General features: G+C 57.6%; 19 protein-coding genes. 7 read left to right on the top strand and 12 right to left on the bottom strand.

Going from position 1 to position 15,113, the window contains the following annotated elements:
* Positions 1 to 10 precede the first annotated feature (10 nt).
* From K5R88_RS03480 to K5R88_RS03470, 3 genes are all read right to left on the bottom strand, one after another.
* Positions 11 to 565 carry a helix-turn-helix domain-containing protein gene (locus K5R88_RS03480; protein WP_008029115.1) on the bottom strand — a complete coding sequence of 185 codons (555 nt, stop codon included), beginning with the start codon at positions 563 to 565 and terminating at the stop codon, positions 11 to 13.
* A 26-nt stretch (positions 566 to 591) separates the two neighbouring features.
* Positions 592 to 1,881, bottom strand: coding sequence for an NAD(P)/FAD-dependent oxidoreductase (locus K5R88_RS03475; protein ID WP_226299202.1), 1,290 nt, complete (start codon positions 1,879 to 1,881; stop codon positions 592 to 594).
* 182 nt (positions 1,882 to 2,063) lie between these two features.
* The gene (locus K5R88_RS03470) at positions 2,064 to 3,266 is read right to left on the bottom strand and encodes an NAD(P)/FAD-dependent oxidoreductase (protein WP_207286240.1); all 1,203 of its coding nucleotides are present in this window, start codon (positions 3,264 to 3,266) and stop codon (positions 2,064 to 2,066) included.
* Between the two features lie 266 nt (positions 3,267 to 3,532).
* On the opposite strand from K5R88_RS03470, the gene K5R88_RS03465 reads away from it, so the two are divergent.
* Positions 3,533 to 4,090 carry an RrF2 family transcriptional regulator gene (locus tag K5R88_RS03465; RefSeq protein WP_223413789.1) on the top strand — a complete coding sequence of 186 codons (558 nt, stop codon included), beginning with the start codon at positions 3,533 to 3,535 and terminating at the stop codon, positions 4,088 to 4,090.
* Between the two features lie 106 nt (positions 4,091 to 4,196).
* Here the strand turns inward: K5R88_RS03465 and K5R88_RS03460 are convergent, their stop codons facing one another.
* Both K5R88_RS03460 and K5R88_RS03455 read right to left on the bottom strand, forming a co-directional pair.
* Positions 4,197 to 4,532, bottom strand: coding sequence for a hypothetical protein (locus tag K5R88_RS03460; RefSeq protein WP_008044852.1), 336 nt, complete (start codon positions 4,530 to 4,532; stop codon positions 4,197 to 4,199).
* 69 nt (positions 4,533 to 4,601) lie between these two features.
* Positions 4,602 to 4,820: a hypothetical protein gene (locus tag K5R88_RS03455; protein ID WP_192229246.1), complete on the bottom strand. Its 219-nt coding sequence runs from the start codon at positions 4,818 to 4,820 to the stop codon at positions 4,602 to 4,604.
* Positions 4,821 to 4,990: 170 nt separating this feature from the next.
* Between K5R88_RS03455 and K5R88_RS03450 the strand changes: the two genes are divergently transcribed.
* Together K5R88_RS03450 and osmE are read left to right on the top strand one after the other, a co-directional pair.
* Entirely contained in the window at positions 4,991 to 5,230 is a 240-nt protein-coding gene (locus tag K5R88_RS03450) for a hypothetical protein (RefSeq protein ID WP_008029106.1), read from the top strand.
* 14 nt (positions 5,231 to 5,244) lie between these two features.
* The gene (gene osmE, locus K5R88_RS03445) at positions 5,245 to 5,604 is read left to right on the top strand and encodes an osmotically-inducible lipoprotein OsmE (protein WP_008044854.1); all 360 of its coding nucleotides are present in this window, start codon (positions 5,245 to 5,247) and stop codon (positions 5,602 to 5,604) included.
* 43 nt (positions 5,605 to 5,647) lie between these two features.
* On the opposite strand, the gene K5R88_RS03440 is transcribed toward osmE, so the two are convergent.
* Positions 5,648 to 5,851 (bottom strand): hypothetical protein, encoded by a 204-nt coding sequence (locus tag K5R88_RS03440; RefSeq protein WP_008029102.1) that lies wholly within the window; start codon positions 5,849 to 5,851, stop codon positions 5,648 to 5,650.
* A gap of 222 nt (positions 5,852 to 6,073) precedes the next feature.
* On the opposite strand from K5R88_RS03440, the gene K5R88_RS03435 reads away from it, so the two are divergent.
* A complete protein-coding gene (locus K5R88_RS03435; protein ID WP_008029100.1) occupies positions 6,074 to 6,436 on the top strand; it encodes an NUDIX hydrolase in 363 nt (120 codons plus the stop codon).
* A 6-nt stretch (positions 6,437 to 6,442) separates the two neighbouring features.
* Here K5R88_RS03435 and K5R88_RS03430 read toward each other — a convergent pair whose 3' ends face one another.
* The 5 genes from K5R88_RS03430 to benA form a co-directional block, all read right to left on the bottom strand.
* Entirely contained in the window at positions 6,443 to 7,141 is a 699-nt protein-coding gene (locus K5R88_RS03430; RefSeq protein ID WP_226299201.1) for an alpha/beta hydrolase, read from the bottom strand.
* 39 nt (positions 7,142 to 7,180) lie between these two features.
* Positions 7,181 to 7,954, bottom strand: a complete 774-nt coding sequence (locus K5R88_RS03425; RefSeq protein WP_008029096.1) for a 1,6-dihydroxycyclohexa-2,4-diene-1-carboxylate dehydrogenase — start codon at positions 7,952 to 7,954, stop codon at positions 7,181 to 7,183.
* A gap of 152 nt (positions 7,955 to 8,106) precedes the next feature.
* Positions 8,107 to 9,120: a benzoate 1,2-dioxygenase electron transfer component BenC gene (gene benC, locus K5R88_RS03420; protein ID WP_192230210.1), complete on the bottom strand. Its 1,014-nt coding sequence runs from the start codon at positions 9,118 to 9,120 to the stop codon at positions 8,107 to 8,109.
* A gap of 10 nt (positions 9,121 to 9,130) precedes the next feature.
* Positions 9,131 to 9,619, bottom strand: a complete 489-nt coding sequence (gene benB / locus K5R88_RS03415; RefSeq protein ID WP_008044859.1) for a benzoate 1,2-dioxygenase small subunit — start codon at positions 9,617 to 9,619, stop codon at positions 9,131 to 9,133.
* Positions 9,619 to 10,980, bottom strand: coding sequence for a benzoate 1,2-dioxygenase large subunit (benA, locus tag K5R88_RS03410; protein WP_008029090.1), 1,362 nt, complete (start codon positions 10,978 to 10,980; stop codon positions 9,619 to 9,621). The genes benB and benA overlap by 1 nt, the downstream gene beginning before the upstream one ends.
* A 181-nt stretch (positions 10,981 to 11,161) precedes the next feature.
* Between benA and K5R88_RS03405 the strand changes: the two genes are divergently transcribed.
* From K5R88_RS03405 to K5R88_RS03395, 3 genes are read left to right on the top strand one after another with little or no spacing between them, the layout of a single operon-like run.
* The gene (locus K5R88_RS03405) at positions 11,162 to 11,647 is read left to right on the top strand and encodes an Hcp family type VI secretion system effector (protein ID WP_226299200.1); all 486 of its coding nucleotides are present in this window, start codon (positions 11,162 to 11,164) and stop codon (positions 11,645 to 11,647) included.
* Positions 11,644 to 13,107 (top strand): hypothetical protein, encoded by a 1,464-nt coding sequence (locus K5R88_RS03400; protein WP_226299199.1) that lies wholly within the window; start codon positions 11,644 to 11,646, stop codon positions 13,105 to 13,107. The genes K5R88_RS03405 and K5R88_RS03400 overlap by 4 nt, the downstream gene beginning before the upstream one ends.
* Positions 13,104 to 13,487 (top strand): hypothetical protein, encoded by a 384-nt coding sequence (locus K5R88_RS03395; protein WP_226299198.1) that lies wholly within the window; start codon positions 13,104 to 13,106, stop codon positions 13,485 to 13,487. Before K5R88_RS03400 ends, K5R88_RS03395 begins: the two co-directional genes overlap by 4 nt.
* Before the next feature lie 566 nt (positions 13,488 to 14,053).
* On the opposite strand, the gene K5R88_RS03390 is transcribed toward K5R88_RS03395, so the two are convergent.
* Positions 14,054 to 15,013 carry an AraC family transcriptional regulator gene (locus K5R88_RS03390; RefSeq protein ID WP_008029088.1) on the bottom strand — a complete coding sequence of 320 codons (960 nt, stop codon included), beginning with the start codon at positions 15,011 to 15,013 and terminating at the stop codon, positions 14,054 to 14,056.
* Positions 15,014 to 15,113: the final 100 nt, after the last annotated feature.

Here is a 15,113-nt window from a genome sequence, read left to right as displayed (position 1 = left end):
GTTGTTTTTATCAGGTGTAAACCCAGAGCACCCGGGTGAGCTGATCGGTGAGATTGCCGTAGCGGCAATGGGTATGGCTGGCGAGTTGAAAGCTGTCCCCGGCCCCCAGGGTGACCGGTTGATTGTCATCCAGCCAAAGTGTCAGTTGCCCTTCGAGCACGTAACCGCCCTGCTCCGAGCTGTCATCCATGTGCCGGTCACCACTGCTGGCGCCGGGTTCGAGACGGCTTTCGAGCATCGAGAACGAGGCGCGCATTTTCGGCGAGACCAGGATGTCGGTGATGCCGTCGGCGTAATACAGCGTGCGGCGCTCGTCCGGCCGGGTCACCCACGGCAAGGCCATGGGTTTGGGCAGGCTGTAGAAATAGGTGGTCGGCACGCCGAGGGTTTCGCTGATCGCGGTCAAGTCCGCCACGGTCGGACGTGACAATCCACGCTCGACTTGCGAAAGAAAACCGACGGAGCGACCGATCTTGTCCGCCAGTTCCTTGAGCGTGTATTTTTTGTGTTTGCGCAGGTCCTGAATCAGGATCGCCAGCGCCGAAATCTCTTCTTGCATGTCCATCTGAAAGCTTCCAGAAAATGTGCGTTTCAAAGGCTGTCGCGCAACCGATACCAGGCCTTGCCGATGGCCTCCAGCGGCGCCGCCATGTATTTGCCGCCGGGGAAACTGCCGTTGACCAGGCCCTGATACAAGCCCAGCTCATCCGCCTGACCGAGTATCGCGTCGGACACGGCGCGAGCCCCGGCCAGGGTCGGCAGCACACCGTGGCCCGAATAACCCTGCAGCCAATAGAGATCGCCGCGTCGGCCAATGTCAGGCGTGCGTTTGAGCGTGAGGTCGATATGGCCGCCCCAGGCGAATTCCAGTTCGACGCCCTTGAGCTGAGGAAATACCCGTTGCAGGAACGGCCGGGTCGCGGCAGCGATGTCCTTCGGCATGCCGCCCAGGTAGGTGCAGCCGCCGCCGAACAGCAAGCGGTTATCCGGTGTACGACGGAAATAATCGAGAACGAACTGATTGTCAGTGACGCAAACATTGCTTGGCAGGAGCGCGGTCGCCTGTGCTTGCGAGAGCGGCGCGGTGGCCACCTGATAGGTGCCGACCGGCAACACACAACTTGATAGCTGCGGATCGAGCCGGTCCAGATAGGCGTTGCACGCCAGCACCAGCACATCGGCCCGGATGCGTCCGCGCTCAGTGGTGACCACGTACCGGCCACCCTCCTCGCGGTAATTCAGCGCCTTGCTTTGTTCATGAATACGACCACCGGCGCGCTCGATGGCAGCCGCCAGGCCGAGTGCCAGTTTCAACGGGTTCAGGTGCCCGCCTTCAGGATCAAACAGGCCCGCCTGGTAGCGCTCGCTGGCGACCCATTGCGGCAACTGCTCACGGGGAATGAATTGCAATCCATCGTGGCCCCATTTGTGGCTCGCCTCGTGTTGCCACTCGGTCAGCAGGCTCACCCGTCGCGGCATCACCGATGTCCAGAGGTGGCCGGGCCGATAATCACAATCGAATTCATGCCGGTCGGGCAGCGCGCGCAGTTCCTGCGCAGCCCAGCGCATGCCGTCCCACAAGCGCCGTGCGCGCTCATAACCCAGCGCGGCCTCCAGCGGCGGCATATCGCACGACCAACCGAGAATGGCCTGGCCGCCATTGCGCCCCGACGCCGCCCAGGCCACTCGACTGGCTTCCAGCAGCGTCACGCGCTTGCCCGCCAGGGCCAGGCGCAATGCCGTGTGCAAACCACTGAAGCCGGCGCCGATGATCAACACGTCGGTGTCGTGCTCGCCCTCCAACGCCGCACGTTCCACCAAGCGATCTGCGCAAGTGTGAGCGTAGTAACTGGCGACATGGCGGGTGGATTGCTGGAACATGCGAGCCTCATGAAATTTTATTATTTAAATTTCATGAAAAAATACACACGTTATTTCACGAACGCAAGAACCTGTAGGAGCGAGCCTGCTCGCGATGGTGTGTCAGTCAACCCAATGAGGCTGACACTCCATCGCGAACAGGCTCGCTCCTACAGGGATTCGGGTGATTTCCGCTCAGCGACTCAAGCGATCGGGATCAGCGGATCTGCTGCGGCCCATGCGGTTGCACGATCAGCTGCCGGCGGGTAGATCCACACGGTGTTGATCTGCGTCTTCAGGTTCTTGCCTTCCTGTTTCACCAGTTTGACCTGACGGTCCCAGCCCTCGGTGTACACCGCACCCCAGGCACCCAGGTCCAGGCAGGTGACGTATTTGGGTTGGCTGTACGGCGTCGGGTCCACGCCCAGGATCTGCGCGGCAACGTTATTGCCGGCGTGACGCCCCAATACGATGGCGTGTTGGCAGGTCATCAAGGCGTAGTTGCCGATGTCGTCGGACGCGGCATAAGCCACATCGCCGGTGGCAAAGATATCGTCCTGACCGATGACTTTCAGGTGACTGTCCACGTGCAGGCGGCCCAGGTGATCGCGTTCGGCAGGGATCTGCTCGGTCAGCGAACTGGCGCGCACGCCGGTGGTCCAGACCACGGTTTTGGCCTCGATACGCTGGCCGTCGCTCAAAGTGACACCGTTGGCATCGACGGAAAGTACCGAAGCCTTCAAGTGCCATTTCACGCCGGTTTCAATACTGGCCTCTTCGATCGACTTGGCGATTTCAGCCCCCATCGACCCGCCAATTTTCTCGCCACGATCGACAATGATCACCTCGACGTCGGCCTGATCGCCCAAAATGGCACGCAGACGTGCGGTCATCTCGGTCGCCGTTTCAATCCCGGTGAAGCCGCCGCCGGCCACCACCACGGTGTTGCGGGCTTTGCTTTCCGGCAGGCTGGCCAGGGATTTCAGATGGTTTTCCAGGCGCACGGCTTGTTCGATCTGGTCGACATCGAACGCATGTTCAGCCACGCCGGCGGTCGCCGGAATCGCCAGACGGCTGCCGGTGGCCAGAACGAGTTTGTCGTAGCTGCACACCTGTTTCGCACCCGAGGCGTCGACATAACCCACGCGTTTTTGCCCGACGTCGATGGTTTCTGCGGCGCCCTTGATGAACTTCACGCCCACCGCATCGAACAACTCGCCAATCGGCGCGGCCAGTTGGTGCGCGTTCGGCTCATAGAACCGCGGACGCACGCGCAGCTCGGCCTGCGGGGCCAGGACGGTGACTTCTACGTCGTTGTGACCATGAATGTCGAACAGACGTGTGGCGCTCAAAGCCGTCCACATGCCACCGAAACCTGCGCCGATTACCAGAATGTGCTGTTTCATCTTTAACTCCGTGAGAAGGCCGATCAATGAATTCGTAGAGGTCGTGCGCTTGCCAGTGCCGACCGAACAACTACGACTGTATTGATCCTAGTTAATTAACGCAATCGGTTTTTTCTGATGGTTGCCATCGAAAGGTTCGATGGCTCGACCGAGAGAGCCTTTACCCACGCACAAGGGGTAATGCACAGAGAGATGCGCCGACGGGATTCGTTGCCTGCCTAACCTTCAGCTGCTAACATTTGCGACAAGATTAGTCGGAGATCCAAATGTCTCTTTACAGCGCTGGCGTTGAGTACGGCATTCATTGCCTGATTTTCCTGGTGGGCAATTGCGGCGACACCCGTGAGGCGAGCGTGCGTGACCTCGCAGAACTGCAAGGCGTGCCACTGGACTATCTGGCGAAAATTTTCACCAAACTGGCCAAGGCAAAACTGGTGGTCGCCACTGAAGGCGTGCGCGGCGGATTCAAGCTGGCCCGGCCCTCCGACGAAATCAGCGTGCTCGATATCGTCAATGCCATCGACGGCCAAAAGCTGATTTTCGATTGCCGGGAAATTCGCGGGCGTTGCGCCCTGTTCGAAGGTTCCGCCCCGGATTGGGCGGTGTCAGGCCATTGCTCGGTCCATGCGGTCATGATGACGGCGCAGAAACGCATGGAAGATGCCCTCGCCCAGCAGACCATCCTGGATCTCGCCAGGAAAGTCGGACGAAAGGCGCCCTCGGAGTTCAGTGCTCAGGTTGATAACTGGATGAGTGATCGCCGGGACAAGAAAAGCGCTGCCCCGGCCGCTGACGAGCAGACCATTGCGGTTACCAACATTTGAAATGTGTTTGGCGACTGACGCCATCGCCAGCAAGCCGGCTCCTACAGGAAATTGCGGTGTCCTTGTAGGAGCCGGCTTGCTGGCGATGGCGATCCATCAAACGCCGCTATAAACAGTCCCGAACTGCCTGACGCAGTGCGCCTGACTTGGCCCATGGCGGCCCTTGATACAGCGAAACCCGGCTGCCGTCTTTCGATTTCACGATATCCAGAATTTCGTCGGCCGTGATGATGCTCGGCGCCTTGATCCGGTAGCCATTGGAAATCGGCGTTTGAGTCGTATTGGAAATCTCTTTCTGCCACGCCGGCAATACGCAGGCGGCATACTCCTTCGGCGCCTTCTCACTGTATTTGCTGACATTCGGCTCACCCGGCACCAGCGACGCAGGCAAGGAACACCCCGCCAGTAACGCCACCACGACTCCCGCAATCAACGTCCGCATGACGCCCCCCTATTCAAAAAAAGGAAATGTAGCGCGTCGTCTTGCAGACATCCATTCATTGAGCCTTTCTCAGCGTTTTTCGGTGTTCTGGCCGGGATGCGCAGCGGGCCGCTCGTTCAGGAAAGTCATCCATCGCTCATACGCTTCGTGCTGCCATTGAGTGACCCGCTCCCATTCCGGGCCGCTGAGTTGATGAGCGGAAATCAGCTTCATCATCTCCGTGGTCGCTGCGTCCAGATCGACCATCAGCTCATGCGCGTGAACCCTGAAGTCATCGGTCGTCGTCATTTGAAATTGCCTCGCCCCGGCGGAAATTCGCCACTTCAATACGACAGCAAATCTTTTCGCTCGCGTGCATCTTCCCGACCAAAGGCAGCATTGGCAGTTCGGACGAACAAAACGCCCTGTCCAGGGAAATGGGACTAAAATTTCGTAGCAGAGGTTTTCTGGAGATCGTCATGTGGCTCAACGAATCTGAAAACGAACTTCGACGTGACCTGCAAAGCGTTGCATCGGACCTGAGGTGGTCGGCGGTCGAGCTTCTACGCCTGGCAGATCAGTTAAAGCTGTCTGGCAATGATGTCGATGCGCAGGCGGTGCTGAGGCTGTGCGACCTGTTTCAGGGCGACGAACAGCGATTGGCAGGCTATGCCGAAGAAGTGAAAGCCAAGGCCATCAGTCGCAACAAAGCTCACTGAACAGGAGCGCGGCCATGAACAAGCCTTTATTCGCGCTGGTTGTCGTACTGGCAGCGCTGGCGGGCTGCAGCACTGAATCACGCCTCTATGGCGACCTCCCGTTGGTCGCCAAAGTCGAGACCGGAATGAGCAAGGATCAGGTCGAGCAGATCGGCGGGCCGCCTCACACCATCACCGAACGCACGGCGGTGCCTGGCACTTGCTATGACTACAAGCTGACGAAAGCCGGCCATCAACAAGCGTACAACGTCAGTTTCGATAACCGGGGCAAGGTCGACCACACGAGCTTCATCACCTGTGCGGAATGGAGCCGCCTGCAAACAAAAGCCAGGGAATCTTCCCATAGCACCGGCGGCGGTGGCGGCGGTTACTGAACACAAATGAAAAGCCCCGGAAAAAACCGGGGCTCGAAGCGTTTTACTTAACCGTCGTCTGGTTGCTTGCCGGCCTTTTGGCCCGGGATTTGTAACCGGGAAGTGCCGCGGCAAAGGCCAGTGCCTCTTCCCGGCTGGCAAAAGCGCCCAGTTGGTCACCTTGGGTGCACACCCGCCATGGGCCATTGCTCACGCTAAGTACGTCATAACCGTTCATGTGCATCTTATTCAGCATCGGAACGCTCATAAGTCACCTCCATTTTCGGTACTGATGTCCAGGATTGACCTGCCTACCTTACACCCGCCCTTTGCCGAGGTGCCGACCAGACGTCGCGACAGGATTCCGCCATTCGGTTGCACTTTCAGCCCCTGTGAGACCTCTAACCAGCCAAGAGGCCCGTGCAGCCTTGGGCGGCCTGAATATTGCATTTTTATTACTGATTTATGACAGCAAGCACTCAGGTAACACATGAAAGTACGCGCAACCGTCATTTGTGAGCAGGACCGGCACGTTCTCCTGGTGCGCAAGCCAAGGTGTCGCTGGACGTTGCCCGGCGGAAAGGTCGAGCCCGGAGAAACCGCGGCAGGCGCCGCCATGCGTGAACTTCAGGAAGAGACCGGGCTTGGGGTCGACGACATGCTGTACCTGATGCAACTGGAAACGGGTGGCACCCGACACCACGTTTACGAGGCGTCGGTGCTCAATTCGTCTGAAGCCCGGCCGCAAAACGAAATTTTCGATTGCCTGTGGTATCCGCTGGACGCCGTGCAGAACCTGAACACCAGCGACGCCACGCTGCGAATCGTCAGAGCGTTTCAGCGTCGCCTGTAAGGTGGGTCAGGCCTTGGCCACTGCCGTTGCCGCCTTGTCGATAAACGCCGCCACTTCGACCGGCATCGAGGCAAGGGACGCGTGACTTGCGTGCAACGTCAGGATCTCTTTGGCGTTCAACCGCCCCGCCATCCACTGCTGATTTTGCGGCGCGATCATCCGGTCGTCGGTCGACACCTGATACCACGACGGTTTGTTCTTCCACGCCACCGTAGTGATTGCATCGCCAAACGTGCCGGCCAAGGGGGCTTTTTGGGTGATGCCCATGACCAATCCTTCGGTTGCGGGCAGGTCCTGGCAGAAGCTTTCGTGGTAAAGCTCCGGTTTGACCCACAAATAACCATCACTGTCGGGGGCCAGGTTCGCTGCGGCAACGGGCGGATGCCGTTGAGTGATGGCGCCGGGACTTTCACCCGCATCCGGCGCGAACGCGGCGATGTACACCAGACCCACGACATTCGCTTGATCGCCGGCCTCAGTGATGACCGCACCGCCATAGGAATGCCCCACCAACAGCACCGGCCCCGCCTCTTGCGCGACCATTTTGCGCGTGCGCTCGGCATCATCGGCCAACGACGTGAGCGGCATCTCGACCGCGCGGATGCGGGTGTAGCCCTTTTTCAGCAGTTCGGCGATAACCTTGTTCCAGTGGGCGGCACCGCCCCAAAAACCATGGACCAGCACGATCGTGGGTTTTTCACTCATCACGTTGACTCCGTTTGATGGGGTTGTTGGCGAACGCTGTCAGCCCTGGTCGCCACCACCCACCGGCATGATCATGCCGGTGATATAGGACGCTTCGTCGCTGGCCAGAAACAGAATAGCGCCTGCCTGCTCATCCAGCGTGCCATAGCGCTTCATCAAACTGCTGTCGAGCGTCTGGTCGACGATCTGCTGGTACCACACTTTTTCTTCGGCGCTCTGTTCGGCGCTGTTGCGCGGAATCACTCGCGGCGGCGCTTCAGTGCCACCGGGCGCCGTGGCATTGACCCGCACGCCGCGACCGGCGGTTTCGAACGCCAGGCACGCGGTCAGCGCATTCACCCCGCCCTTCGCCGCACCGTACGGCACACGGTTGATGCTGCGCGTGGCGATGGACGAGACGTTGACGATGGCGCCGCTGCCCTGCTCCAGCATGAACGGCAGCGCCGCATGGCAGCACCATAACGTCGGGAACAGCGAGCGGCGGACTTCGGCCTCGATCTGCTCGGCTTCGTAGTGTTCGAACGGTTTGGCCCAGATCGTCCCGCCGACATTGTTGATGAGGATGTCGAGACGACCGAAGCGCTCGACGGCAGTTTGCATCACACGGTTGCATTCGCCGTATTGCTCAAGATCGGCAGTCAGCGCGAGCACCTGGCTGTCCTTCCCCAATTGCTGCTGCACTTCAAACACCAGCTCGGAGCGGTCGACCAGAATCAAGCGCGCCCCTTCCGCCGCCATGCGCTCGGCAACACGCCGGCCGATACCTTGGGCGGCACCGGTGATCAACGCGACTTTTTCGTGAAATCTGTTCATACCTGCCTCGAATCTAAAATAGCTCTAGACCTGTAGGAGCTGGCTTGCCAGCGATGGACGCACAGGCACCGCATTAGTCCTGTAAAAACGCGTTATCGTTAACGTCCATCGCTGGCAAGCCAGCTCCTACAGGGGGACGTGGTCACACAGTTTTATGCCGCGCTGGCAGCGAATTTTTCGTAGTAGAAATTCACCGGCGCAATGCCTTGCTCGCGAATGTACTGGCTGACCGCCTCGACCATCGGCGGCGGGCCGCACAGGTACACATCGACGTCGCCCTCGTTCAAGTGTTTGGGCTCGATGTGCTGTGTCACGTAGCCCTTGAGCGGGTGCTGGCTATCGGGGCTGGCCACGCAGGCGCTGAAGCTGAAATTCGGGATTCGCGCGGCGAAGGCTTCCAGCCGATCCATTTCCACCAGGTCGAAATCGTTGGTCACGCCGTAGATCAAATGCAGCGGATGTTCACTGCCCTGCTCGGCGATTTTTTCCAGCATCGCGGTGAATGGCGCAAGCCCCGTACCACCGGCCAGCAGCAACAACGGCCGACGGATGTCGCGCAGATAAAAACTGCCCAGCGGCCCGGCCAGGCTCATGCTGTCGCCGGCCTTGGCCATGCCGGTGAGGAAGCTGCTCATCAAACCACCAGGCACATTGCGAATCAGGAAACTGACCTCGCCATCACGCTGCAACGAGCTGAACGAATAAGCGCGGGTCTGCTCGCTGCCGGGAACCCCGAGGTTCACGTACTGCCCTGGCAGGAACGCCAGTTTGCTCAGGGCATCGCCCTTGATCGACAGTGCGATGGTGCTGTCGGACAGCTGGCGCACGGCGCTGATGGTCGCTTCAAAACTGGCCTGCTGGGTGCGGCAGACTTCCGAGGAGGCCGGCACCCGCACCACGCAATCGCTCTGGGCGCGCATCTGGCAGGTCAGGACAAAACCCTGCTCGGCTTCCTCCGCCGTGAGCGCGTCCTCGATGTATTCCTCGCCCAGGTCGTAACTGCCGACCTCGGCGAAACACTTGCACGTGCCGCAGGCGCCGTCGCGGCAATCCAGCGGAATGTTGATGCCTTGGCGGTACGCGGCGTCGGCCACGGTTTCGCCGGCGTTGGCGTCGATGAAACGGGTGACGCCGTCTTCGAAATTAAATGCGATGGAATGAGTCATGACGGCCGCCTCACAGGTGGTAAACATCGATGACCTGGCGAACGTAGTCGTTCTTCAGGATCACTTTCTTGGCCTTGATCAGCGGGTTTTCACCGCGCATATCGAGGGTGTAGAAACTGCTGCCGAAATAGCTGTCGACGGTCTTGTAGCGAAAGCTCAAGGTGTGCCAGTTGAAGCGCACCTTGCACAGGCCGTCCGCCTGTTCCAGCAGCTCGATGTTGCTGATGTTGTGCGAGGTGCGGGTGTCCGGCACGGTGGCGCTGGAACGCTCGGTCTTGATGCGGAAGATGCGGTCTTCCAGCCCCGTGCGGTTGCCGTACCAGATCAGCGAGATTTCCCGTTGCGGGTCTTCGGTCAGTTCGTCGTTGTCGTCCCAGGACGGCATCCAGAACGTCGCATCCGTGGCGTACAACTCCAGCCATTCGTCCCATAGCCGATCATCGAGGTAGCGCGCTTCGCGGTAGAGGAAGTCGCGCACGGTTTCATAGGTGATGGTCATTACACGGTCTCCACGGCAATCAGCTTCGATTGCTCGGCAGCCAGGGCCTTGAGCATGGTTTGCTGCCAATACTTGTGCTGCAACACGAACAGGCCTTCGTCCTCGGTGCGCACACCGCTGAGCAACGGATGCAGGTCAATTTCCTTCGCCGCCTCATCGGCGCCTTCGACCCAGTGCTCGGCGCCACGGGACATGTCGTTCCAGGCGGTCACGCTGCCCTGGTAACCGGTCTGGCAGGAGCGGAACTCTTCCAGATCGTCCGGGGTGGCCATGCCGCTGACGTTGAAGAAGTCCTCGTACTGACGAATCCGGCTCGAACGCGCGTGATCGCTTTCGCCTTTGGGGGCGATGCAGTAAATGGTGATTTCCGTGCGGTTGACCGAGATCGGCCGGGCGATGCGGATCTGCGAGCTGAACTGGTCCATCAGGTACACGTTCGGGTACAGGCACAGGTTGCGCGAATTTTCGATCATCCAGTCGGCGCGGGCCTTGCCGAAGTCCTTGGCCAGCTCATCGCGACGTTCGTACAGCGGACGGTCCTCCGGGTTGGCCCAACGGGTCCAGAGCAGCATGTGGCCTTTTTCGAACGAGTAGAAACCACCGCCCTGCTTGGCCCAGCTGCCGGCGCTCATGGTCGGGTTGGTGTCGCCGGCCTCGCGCTGTTTGCGCTGGTTCTGGGTGGCGGCGTAGTTCCAGTGCACCGAGCTGACGTGGTAACCGTCGGCGCCGTTTTCGGCGGTGAGTTTCCAGTTGCCTTCGTAGATGTAGCTGGACGAACCGCGCAGCACTTCCAGGCCGTCGGCGGACTGGTCGACGATCATGTCGATGATCTTCGCCGACTCGCCCAAATGCTCAACCAGCGGCACCACATCAGCCTTGAGGCTGCCGAACAGGAAGCCGCGATAGGATTCGAAACGGGCGACTTTGGTCAGGTCGTGGGAGCCTTCGCAGTTGAAGCTCGCCGGGTAGCCGGCCGCTGCCGGGTCTTTGACCTTCAGCAGTTTGCCGGAGTTGTTGAAGGTCCAGCCATGAAATGGGCAGGTGTACGAGCTTTTGTTGCCGGACTTGTGTCGGCAAAGCATCGCGCCACGGTGACTGCAGGCGTTGATAAAGGCGTTCAGCTCACCGTCCTTGTTGCGCGCGATGAAGATCGACTGGCGCCCCATGGTGGTGGTGTAGAAATCGTTTTTGTTGGGGATCTGGCTTTCGTGCGCCAGGTACAGCCAGTTGCCTTCGAAGATGTGTTCCATCTCAAGGTCGAACAGCCGCGGGTCAGTGAACATCTCGCGCTTGCAGCGGTAGATGCCTTGTTCTGGATCGTCCTCGAGCAGGGATTGAAGATATTCGGGTCGCAGGGTCATGGCCGCCGCCTCCATTGTTATTGTTCAGGCAAGGCTCATGCTAGGACGGGGCAATGGGGTGGACTATCCGCTGGGTGCAGACCTTTATCCGATTTGTGCAGAACGTATTTTCGGAATCGGACTACATAACTGCTTACAACTTCTGAATAGACTGCCCTCCTGACTACAAGGAGTGGTTTGCATGGCTAATCACGGTTACATGACCATAAACGGTAAAGCTCAAGGAATGATTTCAGCGGGCTGTTCAACCCAGGCCTCTATTGGCAACAAATACCAGGCCGCACACACAGACGAGATCATGGTGCTGTCCTACAGCCACAACATGACCAATATCGGCGATATCAATAAATCGACCCACAGCCCGATCATCGTTACCAAAGCCGTCGACAAGTCATCACCGCTGCTCGCTCAAGCGCTTTCAAACCGGGAAGAAATCAACTGCACGATCAGCTTTTATCGCGTGTCGTCCTTTGGCATGCAGGAAAAGTTTTTCACCGTGTCGATCAATGGCGGGGTCATTGCCGACCTGACGCTTGAAGTGCCTCATGCCATTTTTCAAAACGATGCAGAGCCCCAGGAACTGGTGGCCATTCGTTACCGCGACATCACCTGGACCCACCACTTGGCAAAAACCTCCGGCTACAGTTCGTGGGGCGAAGAGGAATGAATCCCCATGAACAGTGGGACGTTAACAGCGCGGCGGGCAAACTGGCGGGACAGGCCCGCACGCTCGGCGCGCGTCATCTGGCTCAACGCCTGTTGCGTGAGCAGTTCAATCGGGAAGTCGCCTTTTATGCAAAGCGCGTTGCGGACGATGTCGCGCAGGGCAAAACAACGCCAAAGCAAGGCTTACAGGCGCTTGCACAAGAACAGCACAACTTGCTTATCCAGTCACAAGCCATCACGCAAAAAACTCAGGGCGCGGTAACTGAACGGGTAAAAAGAATCCCGACCTCAATGCTCACACAGCCTTCATTGAAACCTGACCCGGAACGTTTATTGCGCTTTGTACATGCGCAGAATCTCAAGTCCACGGGCACGAACTCGCCCCGCCAATTGGCGGCAGCCGCTTCGCCGCATCCAGCTCCAGACCTGAAATTTTTCCCTCAAGAACAATGGCCCGCGCAAGTCGCACAAGAAGAACCCGGGTTCTACGTCGTCCCCAGAAGTACGACGGCTGACAAACTGGAAGCCCGACTATTCACGTCAGCCTCCCCCGCCGCCATCGCCAAATTCAAGGTCCTGAATCCGAATCTGGATCAGGTAAAGGCCGGGACGATGATTGTTCTCAGCGATCCGAATAATCATCTTTGTACTTTCGAAGAAGCGTTGTTGATGGAAGCGGCGGGCAATGTAAATAGAGCCCTGGAGCCTCTCAGTTCGGAAGAGGCCGATTTCATGGCGCGGCACTATGACGAGATTGCGTTCTTTATCTCCAAAGGGTCACTCGGGGCCAGTGCAGGGCTGGCGATGTTCTCGAAGAACCTGAAAGACGTGGAGGAGATTTTGCGCGACATCGATAAGTTGCACACAAAAACGTTTCAGGCAAACGGTCACCTCAACTCTCCCGATTTCTATGCCGAGCGCAAACGCCTGCTGACTCAGCTGGATACCCAACTCACCAAACTGACTAAAAAGAGCATTGGCTTTCCGGATCATCCCAATCTGAAAAGCGTGTTGGGCCTATCGACTAAAAGCCTTGTTCATCGTTGGAGAAAAGCCGGTGCCATTGGGCAGATTCCCGGTTATGCCACGCATATTGAAGCCGTTTCCAAAGCGGCGAAGTACGTCAAATATGGTGGTTGGGTTGGTACAGCGGTGGGTGGTGGAGCGTCAGTGATCAAGGTTCAGGGTGTTTGTGCCAAGGACAGCTTAGAAGCCTGTGAGGAGGTCAAATTTACTGAGGCTGGTGGCTTTATTGGTGGAGTTGCTGGTGGGGCTCTGATTTCAGGCATTACGACTGGTTCCGCAGGCTGGATATGTGCGGCGTTAGCCGTGCCGACTGGCGGGACGGCTACTCTTGCGTGCGGACTATTAGTGGTAGGAGCCGGATCTTTTGCTGGAGGACTTTACGGTGGAAAAACCGGAGAGATAATAGGAAAAGTAATATACGTGAATACAAAATGAGCCCTAGCGAACAATTTATCGGCTATTCGTGCGGCCTAGTTATCATCTGCATATATATTTGGATAGGCGTAACGCTGCACTTGGCACACACCAAAATGGATTTTATTCTAGAACACTTGAAGAACTGCAAGGCCATAAGGGCTCGCTCGCCACTTAGGCACGGTGGTGCCTGGGGAAAACTGATGCTTATAGGAGGAATTTCCGGAATCATCACTTTCCCTGGGTTTTATCTTAAAAGAGGTGAACTTAGCCTGGATGACTTACAAGCTTTTCCAAAACCACTGAAACGTAAGTTAATCATCATGCACTGGAGTGCACTTGGGCTCATGACGACAATGATTTTACTGGTTTCGATCGACAGTTCTGGACTGTTCTATTAGCGAGTCCATTATGCAGATGAAAACCTAGTCCCCTAGGGCACTTTCAATGCGGATCGACAGGCAACCCAGTTGCAAGCCGACCCATTGAGCCTAGCTTTAAATTAATCTACGCATTAAACAACGAAGACATTTACGAGATTATCAAGTGAGCCTTAATACAGCTGAAAAAGTATACTTAGCCATAGGATTATTCAACTTCGGATGAGGGTTTATATTTATCGGAACAGTACTTTTCCTCGCCTATACCAAAATGGATTTTATGCTAAACCATCTGAAGAACTGCCGTGCAGTTACTAGTAGTGCATTCTTGAGAAACGGTGGCCCTTGGGGGATTTTATCTTTGATGGGAGAAATAATGTGCGTATTCGCTACGCCTCAGCTCGCTCTACGTTACGGAGGCGCCAGTACAGATGATATGAAGAACTTTCCTACGGGCCTGAGAAGAGTTTTGATCACCTTGTATTGGCTCGGCTGGACATTTTTTATCGTGATGTGCGCCCTCGTCGGAGTCGCTGAACTCGGACTGATATGAAATATCCTGTCTTTGAAATACCTTTTCAGACGACTCAATCCCGCCGCTTCAACGTATCCGACGGCAATTCCCCAAACTGCTTACGATAGTTATCCGAAAACCGCCCCAAATGCAGAAACCCATAATCCATCGCCACTTCCGTCACGTTACGTACATTACAGGTCGGGTCGCTCAAACAGGCATTGATACGCTCCAGACGTTTCTGCCGGATGTAGTTTTTCGGCGTGGTGCCGGCGTTGCGCTCGAACAAGCCATACAGTGAACGCAGGCTCATCCGTGCCTGACGCGCCAGTTCTTCACTGTCGATGTCCTGCTTGAGGTGGCGTGCGATGTAGTCGGCAATCACCTCGAACGTGGCCGTCTGTGAGCCGAGGTTGATTCGGCTGACGTTGGTCTGCATCAGGCTGAGCATCTTGCTGACGATGATCTGTGCGTAATGCTCCTGCACCTTGGGAATCTGCTCGGTGGCCTCGGCCTCCTGGCAAATCATTGCCAGCAGCCCGACAAACCCTTCCAGTTCATTGAGCTGGTAACGGTTCTCCAGAAACCGCACGCCCTGCCCCGGATAGCGCCAGCGCTGCTCGTCGCACACGGACTCAAGCAACGTTGTGGGAACTTTGAGGATGAATTTTTCGCAATCGTCAGAGTACGTCAGGTCCACCGGATCGTCGGGATTGATCAGCAGCAACTCGCCAGGCGCGAAGTAATGTTCCTGACCGTGCCCGCGCCACAGGCAGTTGCCGCGCAGCAACACTTGCAGGTGGTAGATGCTTTCCAGTGCGCCCGAGGTGACCCGCACGCTGCCGCCATAGCTGATGCGGCACAGGTCGAGGCTGGCAAACTTGCGATGATTGAGACTGGCCAGAGGTTGCCCGGCGCGCGGCATCAGGATGCAATGATTACCGACATGCTGATTGACGTAGCCCGACACCGCGTACGGGTCGGCATGGTCGAATACGGAGCTGCGCTGACTCAACAGTTGCGCTTGCATCATCGGGTCACTCTCATTGTTGTTATAGGTTGCGTCGAGCCATTCTAGGGCTGCGCCACGGTAACGCAGAAAGCCACGAGATAAACGGTCGGTTATCTCGTGG

The organism is Pseudomonas sp. MM213, from assembly GCF_020423045.1.
Classification (GTDB): Bacteria; Pseudomonadota; Gammaproteobacteria; order Pseudomonadales; family Pseudomonadaceae; genus Aquipseudomonas; species Aquipseudomonas migulae.
This window is presented reverse-complemented; position numbering and strand designations above follow the sequence as displayed.